Origin of the sequence: Micromonospora sp. L32 (genome assembly GCF_052068055.1) — a bacterium.
Lineage (GTDB): Bacteria > Actinomycetota > Actinomycetes > Mycobacteriales > Micromonosporaceae > Micromonospora > Micromonospora purpureochromogenes.
The window spans coordinates 195,979-214,131 of record NZ_JBQHDD010000011.1 but is presented as its reverse complement, the minus strand read 5'-3'; the positions used below and the strand labels follow the sequence as shown (position 1 = coordinate 214,131).

16 protein-coding genes are annotated in these 18,153 nt (G+C 71.5%); 9 read left to right on the top strand and 7 right to left on the bottom strand.

What is annotated here, in order from left to right:
• Positions 1-6 precede the first annotated feature (6 nt).
• The 3 genes from ACTMTB_RS26680 to ACTMTB_RS26670 all read right to left on the bottom strand — a co-directional run bounded on the left by ACTMTB_RS26680 (position 7) and on the right by ACTMTB_RS26670 (position 3,240).
• The gene (locus ACTMTB_RS26680) at positions 7-300 is read right to left on the bottom strand and encodes a DUF1330 domain-containing protein (protein ID WP_441148950.1); all 294 of its coding nucleotides are present in this window, start codon (positions 298-300) and stop codon (positions 7-9) included.
• Positions 301-442: 142 nt separating this feature from the next.
• Positions 443-1,102 carry an SGNH/GDSL hydrolase family protein gene (locus ACTMTB_RS26675; RefSeq protein WP_441148949.1) on the bottom strand — a complete coding sequence of 220 codons (660 nt, stop codon included), beginning with the start codon at positions 1,100-1,102 and terminating at the stop codon, positions 443-445.
• Positions 1,099-3,240, bottom strand: a complete 2,142-nt coding sequence (locus tag ACTMTB_RS26670; protein ID WP_441148948.1) for an alpha-galactosidase — start codon at positions 3,238-3,240, stop codon at positions 1,099-1,101. The genes ACTMTB_RS26675 and ACTMTB_RS26670 overlap by 4 nt, the downstream gene beginning before the upstream one ends.
• Before the next feature lie 341 nt (positions 3,241-3,581).
• On the opposite strand from ACTMTB_RS26670, the gene ACTMTB_RS26665 reads away from it, so the two are divergent.
• The 5 genes from ACTMTB_RS26665 (at position 3,582) to ACTMTB_RS26645 (ending at position 10,505) form a co-directional block, all read left to right on the top strand.
• On the top strand, positions 3,582-4,424 hold the full coding sequence (locus tag ACTMTB_RS26665) for a carbohydrate ABC transporter permease (RefSeq protein ID WP_441148947.1): 843 nt from the start codon (positions 3,582-3,584) through the stop codon (positions 4,422-4,424).
• Positions 4,421-5,320 (top strand): carbohydrate ABC transporter permease, encoded by a 900-nt coding sequence (locus ACTMTB_RS26660; RefSeq protein ID WP_441148946.1) that lies wholly within the window; start codon positions 4,421-4,423, stop codon positions 5,318-5,320. Before ACTMTB_RS26665 ends, ACTMTB_RS26660 begins: the two co-directional genes overlap by 4 nt.
• On the top strand, positions 5,317-7,881 hold the full coding sequence (locus ACTMTB_RS26655) for a glycosyl hydrolase family 95 catalytic domain-containing protein (protein ID WP_441148945.1): 2,565 nt from the start codon (positions 5,317-5,319) through the stop codon (positions 7,879-7,881). The genes ACTMTB_RS26660 and ACTMTB_RS26655 overlap by 4 nt, the downstream gene beginning before the upstream one ends.
• Complete coding sequence (locus tag ACTMTB_RS26650) at positions 7,878-9,215, top strand: ABC transporter substrate-binding protein (RefSeq protein WP_441148944.1); 1,338 nt, start codon at positions 7,878-7,880, stop codon at positions 9,213-9,215. The genes ACTMTB_RS26655 and ACTMTB_RS26650 overlap by 4 nt, the downstream gene beginning before the upstream one ends.
• Before the next feature lie 117 nt (positions 9,216-9,332).
• Complete coding sequence (locus ACTMTB_RS26645; protein WP_441148943.1) at positions 9,333-10,505, top strand: ROK family transcriptional regulator; 1,173 nt, start codon at positions 9,333-9,335, stop codon at positions 10,503-10,505.
• A 45-nt stretch (positions 10,506-10,550) separates the two neighbouring features.
• Here the strand turns inward: ACTMTB_RS26645 and ACTMTB_RS26640 are convergent, their stop codons facing one another.
• The 4 genes from ACTMTB_RS26640 to ACTMTB_RS26625 are packed head-to-tail and all read right to left on the bottom strand — an operon-like array spanning position 10,551 to position 14,068.
• Complete coding sequence (locus tag ACTMTB_RS26640; RefSeq protein WP_441148942.1) at positions 10,551-11,171, bottom strand: LutC/YkgG family protein; 621 nt, start codon at positions 11,169-11,171, stop codon at positions 10,551-10,553.
• Positions 11,168-12,625, bottom strand: coding sequence for a LutB/LldF family L-lactate oxidation iron-sulfur protein (locus ACTMTB_RS26635; RefSeq protein WP_441148941.1), 1,458 nt, complete (start codon positions 12,623-12,625; stop codon positions 11,168-11,170). The genes ACTMTB_RS26640 and ACTMTB_RS26635 overlap by 4 nt, the downstream gene beginning before the upstream one ends.
• Positions 12,622-13,332 (bottom strand): (Fe-S)-binding protein, encoded by a 711-nt coding sequence (locus tag ACTMTB_RS26630; protein ID WP_441148940.1) that lies wholly within the window; start codon positions 13,330-13,332, stop codon positions 12,622-12,624. Before ACTMTB_RS26630 ends, ACTMTB_RS26635 begins: the two co-directional genes overlap by 4 nt.
• Positions 13,333-13,357: 25 nt before the next feature.
• A complete protein-coding gene (locus ACTMTB_RS26625) occupies positions 13,358-14,068 on the bottom strand; it encodes a GntR family transcriptional regulator (protein ID WP_441148939.1) in 711 nt (236 codons plus the stop codon).
• Between the two features lie 97 nt (positions 14,069-14,165).
• Here ACTMTB_RS26625 and ACTMTB_RS26620 point away from each other — a divergent pair, with 97 nt between their 5' ends.
• The 4 genes from ACTMTB_RS26620 to ACTMTB_RS26605 are packed head-to-tail and all read left to right on the top strand — an operon-like array spanning position 14,166 to position 18,122.
• Entirely contained in the window at positions 14,166-15,143 is a 978-nt protein-coding gene (locus ACTMTB_RS26620) for an aldo/keto reductase (RefSeq protein ID WP_441148938.1), read from the top strand.
• A complete protein-coding gene (locus ACTMTB_RS26615; RefSeq protein ID WP_441148937.1) occupies positions 15,140-15,982 on the top strand; it encodes an amidohydrolase family protein in 843 nt (280 codons plus the stop codon). The genes ACTMTB_RS26620 and ACTMTB_RS26615 overlap by 4 nt, the downstream gene beginning before the upstream one ends.
• Positions 15,979-16,818, top strand: a complete 840-nt coding sequence (locus ACTMTB_RS26610; RefSeq protein WP_441148936.1) for a fumarylacetoacetate hydrolase family protein — start codon at positions 15,979-15,981, stop codon at positions 16,816-16,818. The genes ACTMTB_RS26615 and ACTMTB_RS26610 overlap by 4 nt, the downstream gene beginning before the upstream one ends.
• Positions 16,818-18,122 carry an enolase C-terminal domain-like protein gene (locus ACTMTB_RS26605; RefSeq protein ID WP_441148935.1) on the top strand — a complete coding sequence of 435 codons (1,305 nt, stop codon included), beginning with the start codon at positions 16,818-16,820 and terminating at the stop codon, positions 18,120-18,122. The genes ACTMTB_RS26610 and ACTMTB_RS26605 overlap by 1 nt, the downstream gene beginning before the upstream one ends.
• The last annotated feature ends 31 nt before the right edge of the window (positions 18,123-18,153 follow it).

The following is an 18,153-nucleotide window of genomic DNA, read 5'->3' as shown; positions in this document are numbered from 1 at the left end:
GTGCGTTCAGGAAAGCGCCTCGATGATGCGCAGGTCGCGTTCGGCTCCGTCGTCGAGCACCCGGAGCGCCTGCTGGTAGGCGGGGCTGTTGTAGGCCGCGACGGCGGCGTCGACACTGTCGAACTCGATCAGCGTGGTGCGCTCCATGATTCCGGACTCGAACGCTCGAGCCGGAAGTCCGCGCGCCAGGAACCTGCCACCCGCGGCGCGCATCGCCGGCCCGGCCAGCTCAACGTAGGCGACCAGCTTCTTCTCGTCTTTGATCGACCGGAAGGTGTTGATCCAGTATGCCTTCGCCATCTTCTCTGTCTCCTGCTCGAGTACGGGGCAAGTAGAACTCGGCCTTACTTGGCATGTAACACCAGGTCGGATCTGCTGGCTTCCCGGTTGCAGGTAACCGAACCGTAGGTTCGGCTGTGGGGACTGCGATTCGCCCGGCCGATCATGTCGCGGGCAACGGTGCTTCGGGCATGGGGCGAGGCGGCGCGTCACCCCGACGTCGGAGCACCGCCGTCAACTGGGAAGTCGCGTGTTCCAGCCACAGCGTCGCAAGCGCCTGGTGACCGCGATGACTCGGGTGTACGCCGTCGGGCGCGAGGCCGGCTGCGTCGCCGAGGGCGTTGAGGGCCGTGTCCGCCGGCACGAGCGCGGCGTCGTACTCCCGCGCGAGGCTCCGTACGATCGCGATCTTCGGTTCGAGGTCGTCGCGCCAGGCGATCTGCTCCGCCCGAACCGGGAGCAGGAATGGCTCGATGAGCACGAGTTCGACCCGGTCGGCGGCGATTGGCTCGAGCAGCGCCCGACAGTTCGTCTCGAAGTCCGCCGCCGGGGTGGGGTCGTCGCTGTCGTAGCGTCGCCAGGTGTCGTTGACGCCGACGAGAATGCTCACGAGCGTCGGCCGCGCCGCCAGCACATCTCGGTCCCACCTTTCGCGGAGATCGCGGCTCCGATCGCCGCTGATGCCGCGGTTGAGCCAGTGCGCCTCGCTGCCCAGCGTCTCGGCGATCCGGCGCACGTATCCGTCGCCGAGCCCGGTGGGGTCTTCACGCCGCCCGCAGTCGGTGACGCTGTCGCCGGCGAAGAGGATGGTCGGCTTGTTCATGGGATCCTTTCGATGTCGATGAGCATCGCCTGCTGCGGGTTGAGCGTCGGCATGGGAACGCCGGCGCCCGCGAGCACGGCGCCGGAGAGTTCGATCGGGTGTTCGGCGGCGCGGGCCACCCACTCGGGGTCTCGCCCCTGGTGCCGGCTCGCCGCGCCGAGTTCCTCCCGGATGGCGACCCGGTAGCGGACGGTGCGGTCGAGTCCGGGGAAGCGGACCCGGCCGGATTGACCGGCCGCGGAGGTCTGGAACCGCACCCAGGTGAACAAGGCTCTCGAGCCGTCGCGGGCGACGGTGCCGTAGAGCGCGGTCGCGTCGTCAGCGAGGTCGGCGTTGACCACCCGTCCCGTCTGGAGGAGCGGCCGGATCTCCCGATACAGCCGCGACCACGCGGCGATCGTCGCGAGTTCGCTGTCGCTCGCGACGGTGAGGTCCTGCTCGATACCCGGGTGCGCCGTGAGCGACGCGATGAGCCGGAACGACAGGTCGGTCGTGCGGGAGGTGGTGTGGGCCCGGGCCGATCCGAGGTGCGAGCCGATCAGTTCCGGCGGCACGAGTGCCCGCGTCCACCGCTCGATCTGCACGCGTTCCACCGGGTCGTTGCAGTCCGAGGCCCACACCCGGTCGGTGCGGTCGAGGATGCCGAGATCGACCCGCCCGCCGCCGCCGGAACACGTCTCGATCTCCAGGCCCGGATGCCGTTCGCGCAGTTCGTCGAGGAGCCGGTAGAGCGCGAGCGTCTGCCGGCGGACGCTGGGCCGGTCGCCGCTCGCCTCGCGGCTGACCGCCTCGATCAGGTCGCGGTTGTGGTCCCACTTGAGGTAGTCGATCGAGTGCTCACGGACGAGAGCGTCGATGCGGGTGAGAAGGTGTTCGTACGCCTCGGGGCGGGCGATGTCGAGCACGTACTGCTGCCTGGAGCTCGGCCCGAGACCGGCGCTCGGCCCGAGGATCCAGTCCGGATGCCGTTCGGCGAGCTCCGAGTCCAGGTTGACCATCTCGGGCTCGAACCAGAGCCCGAACTGCATGCCGTGGGAACGCACGACCTCGACGAACGGGCCGAGGCCGTCCGGCCACACGTCGCGGTCGACGAACCAGTCGCCGAGGCCGGCGTCGGCCTGGCGGCGGCGGTGGAACCAGCCGTCGTCGAGCACGATCCGCTCGACGCCCACCTCGGCGGCTCGTTTCACGAGCTGGGTGAGCCGGTCGAGATCGTGGTCGAAGTAGACGGCCTCCCAGGTGTTCAGCACCAGCGGCCGGGGCGTCGAGGGGTGGTTCGGCCGGCTGCGCAGTCGGCGGTGCAAGCGGTCCGCGAGGCCGTCGGTGCCGGCATCGGACCAGATGAACAGCACCGTCGGCGCCTCGTAGCGGTCGCCGTCGGCGAGCAGGACCTCACCCGAGCGCAGGGACTCGCCCGCGCCGATGACGGCGGAGAACGCACCGGCTCCCTCGGGGAGGCGTTCGGCGAGGTAGCGCTGCTCGCCGCTCCACGCCAGGTGCATCGCCCAGACCTCGCCGTGGCCGAAGCCGAACGACGGCGTGCCGGCGACGAGGAGATAGGGCGAGTCGTGTCCGGGCTTGCCGCGACGGGTGGCGCGGGCGTGCGTACCGAACCCGAACGGCGTGCGCTGCGGGGCGCGCTCACGGCACCACTTCCCGGTGAAGTCGAGCAGCTCGGTGGCCCGTTCGGGCACGGGCATGAGGGCGAGGAGGCCGTCGAGTGTGTACGGGGCGCCGCCGGTCGACGGGTGGAGAGCGGCGTCGCGTTCGATGCTCATCCGCACGGCGAGCACGCCGAAGCGGTCCAGTTCGTAGACGAGCGAGGACCGCAAGGCCGTCACCCGGTCGACGAATCCGAACTCGATCCTGCCGCCGACTCCGTCGTCGGGGACGTCGATGCGATGCGATTCGAGCCGGGGCCGCGGGGTCGTCGCGTACCCCGCCGCGTTCCCCGACTGCGCGGTCGTGCCCGACCAGCCGTCGTACTCGCTCGGCCACACGGACAGGACCCGGGGTTCGTCGGGTGAGTTGTTGAGGACCGCGGGTTCCGCGGTGAGCCGAAGATCGTCGCCGTGGACATCCGTCTGGTCTCCGAGATCCGCCCCCCAGTGCAGGACCCGGGGGGTGGGATGGCGCACCTCGACGACGAGAGCGGTGCCTCCGGCACGGAGGGCGAGTACGGCTTCAGCGCCGGAAAGCATGGGTCACGGCCTCCGTGGACGGTTACAAGAGAGTTACTTGACGCCGTAAATTAATCATGTTTAGTCTGGCCCGGCAAGCGCAGGACGAGATCGGGCACCTCGCCGCCGAGCCGGCACGACAGGTCGAACATGCGGGAGCAGGAAGACCAATGGCGCTCTTGGAATCAGCGGCTCGCGACACGCGGCCACCGCAGCAGGCGGCGCGGCGCCGTAGGGCGCTCCGCCGCCCGATCAACGCGAACTCCCCGGCCCACCGGGGCGACGCACGGCTCGCGTGGGTGCTCATCGCGCCCTCGTTCATCGGATTCGCCGTCTTCGCGGTCTACCCGACGCTCCGCGGCCTCTACCTGAGCTTCACCGACTTCCAGGTCCTCACCCCGCCCACCTGGGTCGGCCTGGACAACTACGTGAAGCTCGCGGACGACGAGGTCTTCTGGTCCTCGCTCGGCGTCACCGTCTACTTCGTCCTGCTCTCGGTGACCCTCAGCATTGCCGTGTCGGTCGTCACCGCGGCGGTGCTGCACCGTCTCACGTCCTCGACCGTGGTCCGCGGCCTCATCATCCTGCCCTTCCTCATCTCCGGGGTCGTCGCCGCGACCGTGTGGTCGTGGCTGCTCGACACCCAGCTCGGGATCGTCAACATCCTCATCGAGGCGCTCGGCGGCGACGGCGTACAGTTCCTGACCTCCCGCGGATGGGCGATCCCGTCGATCGCGCTCATCAACGTGTGGAAGCAGATGGGCTACACCTCGATCATCATCTTCGCCGGCCTGCAGACCATTCCGGCCACGGTCTACGAGGCCGGACGCATCGACGGGGCGAGCGAGCTGCAGATGTTCCGCCGACTCACGCTCCCCCTGCTGCGTCCGATCCTCGCCCTCGTGCTCGTGCTCAACGTCATCGGTGCGTTCCAGGTCTTCGACATCGTCCAAGTCACGACGAAGGGCGGCCCGGCCAACGCCTCGAACGTCCTGCAGATGTACATCTACAGCAAGGCGTTCGGCCAGTTCGACTTCGGCTACGCCTCCGCGATGTCGTTCGCCCTCTTCGCGATCCTCATCGTCATCACCTTCCTGCAGATGCGCCTGCTGCGCGCGAGCGAATCGGACACCAGCGAATGAGCACCTCCGCCACCCGTCGACGCCGCTTCACCACCGGTCGCGCCCTTGCCTGGGCGTACCTCATCGGCATCCTCTTCGTGACGATCTTTCCGTTCTACTGGATCCTGCGCACCGCGCTCTCCGACAACTACGCGCTGATGGCCAACCCGGCCTCGATCCTGCCCGTCGGCTTCACCCTCGGACCCTTCAAGCGGGTGCTCGGGCTCGCGACGACCGAGGAGTCCATCGCCGAGGGCGGCTCGGGCGCATCGGTCGAGATCGGCCACTTCCTCGTCAACTCCCTCATCTACGCCACGGTCTCGACGGCGCTCATCGTGTTCTTCTCCACGATCGCCGCGTACGCCTTCGCGCGCCTGCAATGGCGGGGCCGCGACCTCATGTTCAGCCTCTTCCTCACCGCGCTCATGGTTCCCGGCATCCTCACCCTGCTGCCGAACTTCGTGCTCGTGAAGGAGCTCGGCCTGCTCAACACCTTCGCCGGGATGATCCTGCCCGGGGCGCTCTTCTCGGCCTTCAACATCTTCTTCCTCCGGCAGTTCATGCTCGGCCTGCCGATCGAGACCGAGGAGGCGGCCCTGCTGGACGGCGCCGGCCGGATCAGGATCCTCTTTGGCATCACCCTCCCGATGACGAGCGGGCCCATGATCACGCTGTCGATCCTCGGGTTCATCGGGATGTGGAACGACTACTTCTGGCCGCTGCTCGTGACGAGTGACGAGTCCGTGCAACCGCTCACCCTCGCGCTGGCCGTGTTCAAGCAGTCGTCGCCGCAGGCCCAACCCGACTGGGCGGGACTGATGGCGGCGACGCTCGTCGCGGCCCTGCCGATGCTCGGGCTGTTCATGGTCTTCGGCAGGCGCATCGTCAACTCCATCGGCTTCTCGGGGATCAAGTGACGGCCGGGACCCTCCGCGTCGCCTGGCGGCAACCCGCACGCGACTGGGTCGAGGCCACGCCGCTGGGCAACGGCCGCCTCGGCGCGATGGTCTTCGGCGGCGCCCGAACCCGCATCCAGGTCAACGACGCGACCATCTGGTCGGGTCACCCCGACGGGCCGGCCGACGCGCTCGCCGACCTCGTCGCGCGTGGAGCCGGACCCGAACGCCTCGCCGAGATCCGGTCGGCGATCGACGCCGGGGACCTCCGACGCGCCGAAGCGCTCCTGATGACTTTCGAGGGCCCGTACTCCCAGGAGTTCCTGCCCTTCGTCGACCTGGAACTCGAGACGCGCGGCGCGGCCGTGGCGGAAGGCCGGCCCGCCCGCGTCCTCGACCTCGACGAGGCGTACGTGACCGAACCGCTCGTGGTCGACGGCGCCGCCGTCACGCGCCGTACCTTCGCCTCCGCGCCCGCCGGCTGCCTCTTCGTCGAGTACCTCGCCGACCGGCCGGTGCTCGACGTCGACCTCCGCCTGTCGACGCGCCTGCGCGAGGCGGGCCGCGACACCGCCGCGACCGGCATCACCCTCGACGTGGTCGCGCCGATCGACGGTGCGCCCCTGCACGAGCCCGCGGTGGAGCCGGCTCATCGCTACCTGCCCCCGGACGCCGACGGCTTCGACCACTTCGCGGCCGCGGCGCTCGCGCTGCGAAGCGACGGAACCGTGGGTTCCGCCGGCGACACCCTGCGGATCCGCGGGGCGAGCCGGCTGCTGATCGCACTGTCGACGTCGAGCAGGGCCGGACTGTGGTGGGCCGACCCTGACGGCGCCGGCTGGCGGAGCTCCTCCCGCGAGGAGATCCGGGAGCGCGCCCGCTCGAACGTCACGGCCGCCCTGCGGCAGACGGCGCACGAGCGGTTCGCCGAGCATCTCGCCGACGTGCGGGAGCATGCCTCGGGGGCGCGCTTCGCGATCGGCGGTCGGCGCGCCGGCACCTGGGACGTCGAGCGCGACATCCTGCACGGCGACGACGAAGGCCTCCGGGCGACCGTGCTCGCCGAGTACGGCCGCTACCTGCTCGCCGCGTCGTCGCGCTCGGGCAGCCCCGCCGCGAACCTGCAGGGGATCTGGAACGACGAGCTCCGACCGCCGTGGTCGGCCAACTACACGATCAACATCAACACCCAGATGAACTACTGGGCCGCACCGATCGTGGGACTCGACGATTCGACCGAGCCGCTGGCCGAACTCGTACGGCGAATCGCCAGCACCGGCTCCGACGTCGCGGCCCGCCTCTACGGCGCCCGTGGCTGGGTCGCCCACCACAACAGCGACCTCTGGGGCTGGAGCCTGCCGGTCGGCCTGGGTCACGGCGCCCCGAGCTGGGCGATCTGGATGATGGGCGGCGTCTGGCTCACCCACAACCTCTGGGACCGCTACGAGTTCGCCGGCGACCGCGAGCTGCTGGAGCACACCGTGTGGCCGCTCATGCGCGGGGCGGCGCTGTTCTGCTTCGACTGGCTCGTCGACGACCCCGCGAGCGGCCGGCTGCGCACCATCCCCTCGACCTCGCCGGAGAACCTGTTCGTCGGCTCCGATGGACGGCCCGAAGCGCTCAGCGTCTCGACGACGACGGACATCGCCCTCATCCGAGCGCTGTTCGAGCGCGCCCGCTCGGCGATCGCCGTACTCGGCCTCGACGACCCGCTCGACCGCGACCTCACCGCCGCCCTCGAACGTCTTCCGGAGCTCAGGGTCGGCCCCGACGGCCGGCTGTGCGAATGGTCGACCGATGTCGCGGACGCGGACCCGCACCACCGGCACCTGTCTCCGCTCGTCGCGCTCTACCCGCTCGATCTCATCGACCCCGTCCGCACGCCTGAACTGGCCGAGGCGGCGCGCCGCTTCCTCGACGCGCGCGGACCCGGGGCGATGGGCTGGTCGTGGGCGTGGAAGATCGCGCTCCGAGCCCGGCTCGGCGACGCCGCCGAAGCCCGAGCGCTACTGCTCGAGGCCAGCACCGCGTTCGACCGCGACCACCGCCGGCTCGCCCCCGTCGACGGATCCGAATGGGGCGGGCTCCTGCCGAACCTGTTCAGCACGCACCCGCCCTTCCAGATCGACGGCAACTACGGGTTCACGGCGGCCATCGCCGAGCTGCTCGTGCAGAGCCACCACGGCCGCATCCGGCTGCTGCCCGCGCTGCCCGCGCAATGGCCGAGCGGCCGGGTAGCCGGGTTGCGGGCCCGCGACGGGCTCGAGGTCGACCTCGCCTGGACCGACGGCGCCGTCGACAGCGCCGTGATCCGCGACCTTCGCGGCGCCCCCCACCGGGTCGTCGTCGAGCACGACGACCGGCTGCTCGAACTCGAGGTCCCGGCACACGGCGAGGTCTCGCTACGGCCCGTCGACCTCCCGCGCCGACCTGACACCGCATCGAGGCCGGCGGCGGCAGCGCAGCCGCCGGCCCCGCCGCCAGGCGCACGAACGCGCCGGCGCCGCAGACCCACCACACCCACACCCACCCAACCGGGCGTCAGTGACGGCGCCCCGCCACCCATAGTGAGGAACTCGTGAAACCGAAGCGGATCGCGGCGGTGCTGGCGCTCGTCGCCATGACCGTCACACTCACCGCCTGCTCGACCGGCGAAGACTCCGGCAGCAGCAGCGGCGGCACGGTCAACTGGTGGACCTGGGACGAGCGGCAGGCCGCCTCGTACCAGAAGTGCCTGCCCGGCTTCCAGCAGGCCAACCCCGGCATCACCGTCAAGATCTCCCAGTACGGCGTGGAGGACTACTTCACGAAGCTCACCGCCGGCTTCGTCTCGGGCGCGGCGCCCGACGCGTTCCAGAACAGCGTCCCCCTGCTGGGCGCCTACGCCGGGCAGAAGCAGATCCTGGCCCTCGACGACCAGATCAAGAAGACCGGGTACGACCTGTCGGTCTTCGACATCGGCGTCGACTCGTGGAAGTACACCGACGGCAAGCAGTACGGGATCCCGCTGGACTGGGCGGCCGCCGCGATCTACTTCAACAAGGACAAGGTCGCCGCGGCGGGCCTCACCGACGCCGACATCACGGGCATGACGTGGAACCCCGACGACGGCGGCACCTTCGACGACGTCGTCGCGCGCCTCACCGTCGACAAGAACGGCGTCCGCGGCGACCAGCCCGGATTCGACAAGACCAAGGTGGCCACCTACGGCATCGGCAGCCTCGCCGCCGCTGACTTCAACGGGCAGACCTCGTGGAACCCGTTCGTGTCGACCCTCGGCTGGCGGCTCGGTGACAAGCCGGCCTGGCCGACCCGGTTCCCGTACGACAACCCCGACTTCGTCAAGACCCTGGAGTACGTGCGCGGTCTCGGCGAGCGCGGCCTGATGCCCAAGTTCGGGCAGCTGACGGTCGCGGGCAGCCAGCAGATCGGCTCGGGGTCGGTCGCGATGGTGCAGGGCGGCACGTGGGACGCCACCTCGATCACGAAGATCCCGGGCGCCAAGGTGGGCATCGCGCCGACGGTCAAGGGCCCCAAGGGCCGCTCGATGATCAGCAACTCGAACGCCAACAACATCTACGCCGGCACGAAGAACCTCGACGCGACCTGGAAGTGGGTCACGTACATGGGCTCGGAGGCCTGCCAGTCGGCCGCCGGCGCGGACGCGACGTTCCTGCCGTCGATCGCCAAGTCGCTCCAGGTCGCGGTCGACGCCCAGAAGGCGCAGGGGCTCGACCTGTCGGGCTTCGTCGCCGCACTGAACAACGGCGAGCTGTACCCGGCGCCGCCGACGGCCAACGGCCAGGAGCTCTCCGACACGATCCAGCCGATGTTCGAGGCGTACTTCAGCGGCGAACGTGACAAGGATGTGTTCCCGGAGATGGCCACGAAGACGGAGAAGATCCTCGCCGAGTGACACCGGTGCCGGGGCGGAGTCGGCGCATGCCGGCTCCGCCCCGCTCGCTGACTACGATGGTGCCCGGACGACGCGCTACCACGCCCTGACCGGCGTCCAACCAAGAGGAATCCCGGAATGAACGACGCAGACGCCGCAGTCTCGCTGCTCCAAGGGGCGTCGGCGGCGGCGGCCGAGGTCTTCAGGAGCATCCTCACGCGGGGCCCGATCAGCCGCATCGACATCGCCCGGCTCACCGGACTCTCGCAGGCGGCGGTCACGAAGGCGGTCGCACCACTCATCGGGGCCGGGCTCGTCTCCAACCAGCTCGAGTCGCAGCGCGACGGGCAGCCGGGGCGGCCGGCGAACCCCCTCATGATCGTTGCCGACGCGCTGGTCTTCGTCGGGATCAAGGTCAATGCCGACGAGATCGTCGGCGTCGCGACCGATCTGACGACGAGCATCCTCGCCAGCGACCGGCGCCCGCTGCACTCCACCAAGCTCGACGTCGTCGTCGACGCCATCGAGGCGACCACGACCACACTCGTGGACACGCTCGGCGGGCGAGCCGAACGCATCTGCGCCGTCGCGGTCACCGTGTCCGGCGACGTCGACGCGCACAGCGGCGTCGTCCGCGAGTCCGCGATCATGGGCTGGACCGATGTGCCCCTCGCGAAGATCCTGACCGGCCGCCTCGACCGCGACGTCCTGGTCGAGAACGACGTCCGGGCCCTCACGATCGGCGAGCACTGGTTCGGCGTGGGCGTCGGCACCGCCTCGTTCGCGATCGTCACGATCGGCCGCGGCATCGGCAGCGGACTGCACGTCAACGGCGAGGTCGTCGAAGGCGCCTACGGCGTCGCGGGCGAGATCGGACACCTCCCGCTGACCTCACCTGACCGGATCTGCCCCTGCGGCCGCCGCGGCTGCGTCGAGGCTGTCGCCGGCACCCCCGCCATCGTCGCCGAGGTCTCGCGCGGACACGGCAGGAAACTGTCGATCGACGAGGTCCTCGACCTGGCGCACCGCGGTGACTCCGTCGCCGTGCGGACGTTCGAGCAGGCAGCGACCGTGATCGGCACCGCGATCGCGACACTGGTCAACCTCGCCGGGCCCGAACTCGTCATCATCGGTGGCGAGGCGGTGAGCGACTTCGACCTCTTCGAGGCGCACCTGCGTGCCGCCTTCGCCGAGCACGCCTTCGGCGCGGCGGGCCGCTGCCGGATCGTCACGCGCCCGCACACCTTCGAGGACTGGGCACGCGGCGCCGCAGCCTCGGCTGTCCGTCGGCTGGTGGAGAACCGGATCTGAAGCGCGGCCGGGTCCCGGTCGGTCGGTCCGGCGCCGCCGCCGGCCTCAGCGGCCGGTTGCGGTGGCGGCGTCGTCGGGGACCAGGACGACATCCAGTCGGCGGGGCCCGTGCACCCCCTCCACCCGGTTCAGCTCGATGTCGCTGGTCGCCGACGGGCCGGAGATCCAGGTCTGCGGTGCGCGTGGGTCGAGCCGGGCGACGGCCTCGGGCACCAGGCCCACGATCTGGCCGGTTCGGACCACACAGATGTGCCGGTCGGGGACGAGCGTCAGCATCCGGCGCCCCTGGGTGGATCCGGCGTCCAGCACGATGGTGCCGGTGTCGGCCACCGCCACCGCGCAGCCGGTCAGCACGGCCTCCATACCGTCGAGCTCGGCCGGCGACAGCGGGGGTGTGTCCCGGCGGACCTGCCCGGCGAAGCCGGTCAGCCAGTGCCCGGGGATGTCGTCGGGCACCGCGAGCCGGTCGACGCCGGCCAGCAGACGCGGAAGGGCATCGAGACCGTGGTGGACCACCGCGCGATAGTCCACCAGCCGGTCGACGAACAGCTCGATCAGATCGACGGACTCGGCGACGCGGCGATAGTGACGCGGCACGTCGACCGGCGCCGGCGCGTCGACCAGCGCCGCCCGCAGGCGGGCGAGGATCTCGTCTCGGGCGTTCACTGTTTCTCCCACCATTCCCGGAAGGTCTGCGGCGCGGGCAGCGGTGCGTCCCGCGACCGCGTCCACGCCGACGCCGGCCACGGCAGCCTGCGCAGGGTGCGGGCCCCGGCTCGCCGCTGCCGCCAGGTGCCCAGGGGGCCGGCGGCGCGGCGGGCAACCCGCAACGCGAGGGCCCACCGTCGTGGGCTGCGCATGAGCCACGAGAGGGTACGCATGGCCGTCCGCTCCGCCGCCGCGTGTGGCGCCTGTTGGCGCAGGTGGACGAGGATCTCCGGTATGTCGATCTTGACTGGGCAGACGTCGGCGCAGGCGCCGCAGAGCGTGGACGCGTACGGCAGCGAGGCGTTGTCGGCGACCCCGGTCAACTGCGGCGAGAGGATCGCCCCGATCGGCCCCGGATACACCGACCCGTACGCGTGCCCACCGGCCCGCTCGTAGACCGGGCAGACGTTGAGGCAGGCGGAGCAGCGGATGCAGGACAGCGCCGACCGGCCGACCGGATCCGCCAGCACCGCCGAACGTCCGTTGTCGACGAGCACCACGTGCACCTCCTGCGGGCCGTCGCCCGGCGTGACCCCCGTCCACATCGACGTGTAGGGGTTCATCCGCTCCCCGGTCGAGGAGCGCGGCAGCAGTTGCAGGAAGACCTCCAGGTCGGCGAAGCTCGGCACCAGCTTCTCCACCCCGACGACGCTGATCAGGGTCTGCGGCAGGGTGAGGCACATCCGCCCGTTGCCTTCGGACTCCACCACCACCAGCGTGCCCGTGTCGGCGACCGCGAAGTTCGCCCCGGACACCGCGACCCTCGCCTCCAGGAACCGGCGCCGCAGGTGCTGGCGGGCCGCTTCGGCCAGCTCGCGCGGCTCCGCGCCGAGGTCGGCAGGGGCGTCGGCCATCCGGCGGCGGAAGATGTCCCGGATCTGCGCCCGGTTGTAGTGGATCGCGGGCACCAGGATGTGCGAGGGGGTGTCGTCGCCGAGCTGCACGATCAGCTCGGCGAGGTCGGTCTCGTGGGCGGCGATGCCGGCCGCCGCCAGGGCCTCGTTGAGCTCGATCTCCTGGGTGGCCATGGACTTGACCTTCACCACCTCGTCGGTGCCCGCCGCGCGGGTCAACTCGACCACGATCCGGCATGCCTCGGCCGCGTCCCGGGCCCAGTGCACCCGGGTGCCGGCGGCCGTGGCCGCCGCCTCGAACCGTTCCAGCAGCTCGGGCAGGCGCCGCTGGACATCCGCCTTGATCGCCGCCCCGGCGTCGCGCAACGCCGCCCAGTCCGGGACCTCGTCGACGACGCGGGCCCGTTTGCCGCGGATCGTGCGGGTGGCCCGGTGCAGGTTGGCGCGCAGCTGGTCGTCGGCGACCGCGCTTCGGGCGGCCGTCGGGAACGGCAGCGGGGTGCGGATGCGGCCACCGCCGGTGGCCGGAACTCCGGCGGGGGCGGCGTGCTGGCTCACGCGTCGTCTCCCGTCATGGCGAGGATCTCGGCGTAGTGCATCGCCCGGACGCCGGAGCGGGCCCGGTCCAGGCCGCCGCCGATGTGGGCCAGGCACGAGTTGTCCGCCGCCGCGAGCACCGCCGCGCCCGTCTCGCGTACGCGGGCGCACTTGTCGGCCAGCATCGCGGTGGACACCGCAGCGTTCTTCAGCGCGAAGGTGCCGCCGAAGCCGCAGCATTCGGTGGCGTCGTCGAGCTCGACGAGGCGGATCTGCCGGACGTGGCGCAACAGGGTGAGCGGCTTGTCGCCCAGCCGCAGCATCCGCAGGCCGTGGCAGGTCGGATGGTAGGTGACCGGCTGTGCGAACGCGGCGCCGACGTCGGTGAGGCCGAGGACGTCCACCAGCAGCTCGGACAGTTCGTAGGTGCGGCCGGCGACGGAGGCCGCGGCCGGGTGCAGGCGCGGGTACTGCTCGCGGATCATGGCGGTGCACGAGGCGGACGGCGCGACGACGGCGTCGTAGCCGTCGAAGGTGTCGGCGAAGCCGCGGACCAGCGGCACCGCCTCGTCCCGGTACCCGGTGTTGGCGTGCAGCTGACCGCAGCAGGTCTGCGTGACGGGGAACTCGACGGTGTGACCGAGCCGCCGCAGGATGCGGGTGACCGCGATGCCGGTCTGCGGATAGGCGAGGTCGTTGACGCAGGTGATGAAGAGGGCGATGCGCACGGCGGGTCCTCGGATGTTCGGGGGGTCAGGGCGCGCTGCCCGCGCCCGACGCCGGCAGCCGGTGGAACGCGGGCAGGTGGCGGCGGCGGGCTGCGGTCAGGTGGGCCCGCATCGCCTCGGTGGCGCCCTCGGGGTTGCCAGCGGCGATGGCGGCGGCGATGTGCTGGTGCTCGGCGGCCGTCTCCGACGCGGTCGCGGCGGGGAAGTAGAGGCGGTGCAGATGCAGGTGCGCGTGCAGGCGGGTGATCGCGTCGCGCAGCAGGGGACTGCCGGCAGCCTCCGCGACGAGGTCGTGGAACCGTGCGTCGAGGGCGGTGAAGGCGGCGTGGCGGCGGTAGTCCTCGCCCGCCTCCACGCCGACCGTCGCCCCGGCCTCCGTGCCGATCCGCTCGCGGTCCGCGGTGCCCGCGTGCACCGCCGCCCGGGCGGCGGCCGCACCCTCGAGCAGGATGCGCATGTCGAACAGATCGTCGAACTCGGCCCTGCTCAACAGCGGGGTCGTGGTGTATCCGGACAGCGGCCGCTTGCGGACCAGCCCGTCGGACTCGAGGCGGGCCAGGGCCTCCCGGACGGGGGTGGGGGAGACGTCGAGCTGCCGGGCGAGCACGTCGATGGTCACCCGCGCGCCCGGAGGCAGCGTGTGGTCCATGATCAGCCCCTTGACGGCCTCGTAGACGTCCTCGGAGAGGGTGAGCCGCCGGGCGGGGCGGATGCGGCCTGCGGTCTGGTGCGTCATCGCTTCCTCGTGCCCCCTTGACTGGCTCGGTTCGGACAGAGTAGACACTCTATCCGGGCAATATCCTATAGGAAATAGCATCGCGGGAGGTCGGCGCGTGAAGGCCACCGAGAAGGTGCCCCTGGGGCGTACCGGCCTGACGGTGACCCGGTTGGGGCTCGGGCTGGCGCCGATCGGCGGGCTGTTCACCGCCGTCGGCGACGAGGTCGCCCGGGCCACCGTGGAGGCGGCCTGGGATCTCGGACTGCGCTACTTCGACACCGCCCCGCTGTACGGGTGCGGGCTGTCGGAGCGCCGGGCCGGGGCGGTGCTCGCCGGCCGACCGCGCGACGAGTTCACCCTCTCCACCAAGGTCGGTCGCCTGCTCGTGCCCGACGGCCGCGAGCGGCAGGAGTTCTGGGCGGAGTCGACCGACCTCGCCCCGGTCTTCGACTTCTCCGCCGCCGGGGTCCGCCGCTGTCATGCCGGGAGCCTGGAACGGCTGGGACTCGACCGGATCGACATCGCGCACCTCCACGACCCGGACGACCACCTCGCCGAGGCGATGACCGGCGCCTACCCGGCCCTCGCCGAGCTGCGCGCCGCCGGCGAGATCGGTGCGGTCAGCGCCGGCATGAATCACGCTCCTGGCCTCGTCACGCTGGTCCGGGAGGGCGACTTCGACTGCGTCATGCTCGCCGGTCGGTACACGCTTCTCGACCAGTCCGGCCTGGCCGAGCTGCTGCCGCTGTGCGCGCGGCGGGGCGTCGCCGTCCTCGCCGCGGGCGTCTACAACTCCGGTCTCCTGGCCGACCCACGCCCGGGCGCTCACTACGACTACGCCCCGGCCGACCGCACCGTCCTGGGCCGGGCCGCCGCCATCCGGGCGGTGTGCGACCGGCACGGGGTGCCGCTGCGGGCCGCGGCCATCCAGTTCCCGCTCGGACACCCGGCCGTCGCCAGCGTGGTGATCGGCGCCCGCGACCCGGGGCAGATCGCCGACAACGTCGCGATGTTCCAGTGGGACGTCCCGGGTGCGCTGTGGGCCGACCTGAAGGCCGAGGGACTGCTGGCAGAGGAGGTGCCGACGCCGTGATCGTCGATGCCCACCACCACGTGTGGACCGCCGACTACCCCTGGCTCGCGGCACCCGGGCTGGAGCCGCTGCGCCGCGACTACACCCTCGGCGACCTGACGCCCAGCCTGGCCGAGGCGGGCGTGACGGCGACGGTCCTGGTCGAGGCGGGCCGTTGCGACAGCGCCGAGACCGCCGAGTTCCTGGCCCTCGCCGCCGGCACGCCGCGGATCGCCGGCGTCGTCGGTTGGGCGTCCCTGACCGACCCCGACCTCGCCACCACCCTGGCCGGCTACCGCGCCCTGCCGGGCGGCGCAAAGCTGGTCGGCATCCGCGACCAGGTGCAGGCGGTCACCGACCCGGACCATCTGGCCCGCCCCGACGTCCGGGCCGCCCTCGCCGCCGCCGGCGCCGCCGGACTGACCGTCGACCTCATCGTCCACACCGGACAACTGCCCGCCTGCGCCGAGGCGGCCAGGGCCACCCCGGGCACCACGTTCGTCCTGGACCACCTCGGCAAGCCACCGATCGCCGCGGGCGCCCACGCCCGCTGGCGGGCGGCCATCGCCCGGCTGGCCGCCTGCCACAACGTCACCGCCAAGGTGTCCGGCCTGCTCACCGAGACCGGGCCCGGGTCCGGCCCGGACACCATCCGGCCCTACGTCGACACCGCGCTGGAGCTCTTCGGCCCCGAGCGGCTGATGCTCGGCTCCGACTGGCCGGTGTGCGAGCTGGTCACCACGTACGCGGGTGCCCTGGCGGCGCTCGACGCCTGCCTGGCGGAGCTGTCGCCGCACGAGCGATCGGCGGTCAGGGCCGGCACCGCGATTCGCACCTACGCACTGGAGGTTGGTTCGTGAGACTCATGCGCGTCGGGCCGGTGGGTCAGGAACGGCCCGTACGGTACGACGACGGGCACTACCTCGACCTGTCGGGGCTGACGGCCGACATTGACGCGACCTTTCTCGCCGGCGACGGACTGCGGCGAGCCCGCGAGGCCACTGACCTTCCAGAGATCGACGTCACCGGCCAGCGGATCGGCCCCCCGATCGCCCGCCCCGGCGCGATCCTCTGCGTCGGACAGAACTACGCGGCCCACGCCGCGGAATCCGGCTCGGTGCCGCCCGAGCTGCCGATCGTGTTCTACAAGGCCCCCAACACGGTGGTCGGCCCGTACGACGACGTGCTGATTCCACGCGGGTCGACGAAGACCGACTGGGAGGTCGAACTGGCCGTGGTGATCGGCCGTCAGGCCCGCTATCTGTCCTCGCCCGACGAGGCGCTGGCCCACGTCGCCGGGTACGTGCTCTCCAACGACGTCTCCGAACGCGACTTCCAGCTCACCGTCTCCGGCGGGCAGTGGTCCAAGGGCAAGTCGTGCGAGACGTTCCAGCCGCTCGGACCCTGGCTGGTCACCACCGACGAGGTGGCCGACCCGCAGGCGTTGCGCCTGCGCTCCTGGGTCAACGGCGAGCCCCGCCAGGACTCCACCACCAAAGACATGATCTTCGACGTCGCGTACCTGGTCTGGCACCTGTCCCAGTACACCGTGCTCGACCCGGGGGACGTGATCAACACCGGAACGCCGCAGGGGGTGGCGCTGTCCGGACGGTTCCCGTATCTGTCACCCGGGGACGTCATGGAGGTCGAGATCGACGGTCTCGGCCGGCAGCGCAGCACGATGAGGAGCGCCTGATGGCCCGGATCACCCGCGTCGACACGTACGACGTCCGGTTCCCCACCTCACGGGAGCTCGACGGATCCGACGCGATGAACCCCGATCCCGACTACTCGGCGGCGTACCTGGTGCTGCGCACCGACGACGGCCCGGACGGCCACGGCTTCACCTTCACCATCGGCCGCGGCAACGACATCTGCCGGACGGCGATCGACGCCCTCGTCCCGTTCGTGGTGGGCCTGGACCCGGACACCGTCGACCTGGGCGCGTTCGCCCGATCCCTCACCCACGACTCGCAGCTGCGCTGGCTGGGCCCCGAGAAGGGAGTGGTGCACCTCGCCGCCGGCGCGGTCATCAACGCCATGTGGGACCTGGTCGCCAAACGGGCCGGCAAGCCCGTCTGGCGGTACCTGGCCGAGCTCGGCCCCGAGCAGATCGTCGACCTGGTCGACTGGCGGTACCTCACCGACGCCCTGACCCCGGCGGAGGCCCTGCGGATGCTGCGCGCCGCCGAACCGGGCCGAGCCGGCCGCGCGGCGATCCTGACCGAGCGCGGCTACCCCGCGTACACCACCTCGCCGGGCTGGCTCGGCTACGACGACGACAAGGTGGTACGGCTGGCCAAGCAGGCCGTCGCCGACGGGTTCACCCAGATCAAGCTCAAGGTGGGCGCCGACCGGGCCGACGACCTCCGACGGCTCCGGGCGGCCCGGGCGGCGGTCGGGCCGGACATCCGCATCGCCGTGGACGCCAACCAGCGATGGGACGTGCCCGACGCGATCGCGTGGATGCGCGACCTGGCGCCCTACGACCCCTGGTGGATCGAGGAGCCCACGAGCCCCGACGACGTGCTCGGGCACGCCGCGATCCGGGCCGCGCTCGCCACCGCCGCGCCGTCGGGCGGGGCCATCCGGGTGGCCACCGGCGAGCACGTGCAGAACCGGGTGGTGTTCAAGCAACTGCTCCAGGCCGGGGCGGTGGACGTGGTGCAGATCGACGCCGCCCGGGTGGGCGGGGTGAACGAGAACGTGGCGATCCTGCTGCTGGCCGCGAAGTACGGCGTACCGGTCTGCCCGCACGCCGGGGGAGTCGGCCTGTGTGAACTGGTGCAGCACCTCTCGATGTTCGACTTCGTGGCCGTCTCCGGCAGCACCGACGACCGGGTCATCGAGCACGTCGGTCACCTGCACGAGCACTTCCGCACCCCGGTGGTGGTGCGCGACGGCCACTACCACGCGCCGACCGCACCCGGCTTCTCCGCCGAGATGCACGCCGACAGCCTCGCCCGGTACGCCTACCCGGACGGACCCGCGTGGGCCTGATCGACCTCGACCTCGCCACTGGCCGACCGGC

Bases quoted from the DNA above. Each gene is read 5' to 3' on its own strand.
- ACTMTB_RS26680 (WP_441148950.1), bottom strand. From the start codon at position 300: ATGGCGAAGGCATACTGGATCAACACCTTCCGGTCGATCAAAGACGAG.
- ACTMTB_RS26675 (WP_441148949.1), bottom strand. From the start codon at position 1,102: ATGAACAAGCCGACCATCCTCTTCGCCGGCGACAGCGTCACCGACTGC.
- ACTMTB_RS26660 (WP_441148946.1), top strand. From the start codon at position 4,421: ATGAGCACCTCCGCCACCCGTCGACGCCGCTTCACCACCGGTCGCGCC.
- ACTMTB_RS26645 (WP_441148943.1), top strand. From the start codon at position 9,333: ATGAACGACGCAGACGCCGCAGTCTCGCTGCTCCAAGGGGCGTCGGCG.
- ACTMTB_RS26625 (WP_441148939.1), bottom strand. From the start codon at position 14,068: ATGACGCACCAGACCGCAGGCCGCATCCGCCCCGCCCGGCGGCTCACC.
- ACTMTB_RS26605 (WP_441148935.1), top strand. From the start codon at position 16,818: ATGGCCCGGATCACCCGCGTCGACACGTACGACGTCCGGTTCCCCACC.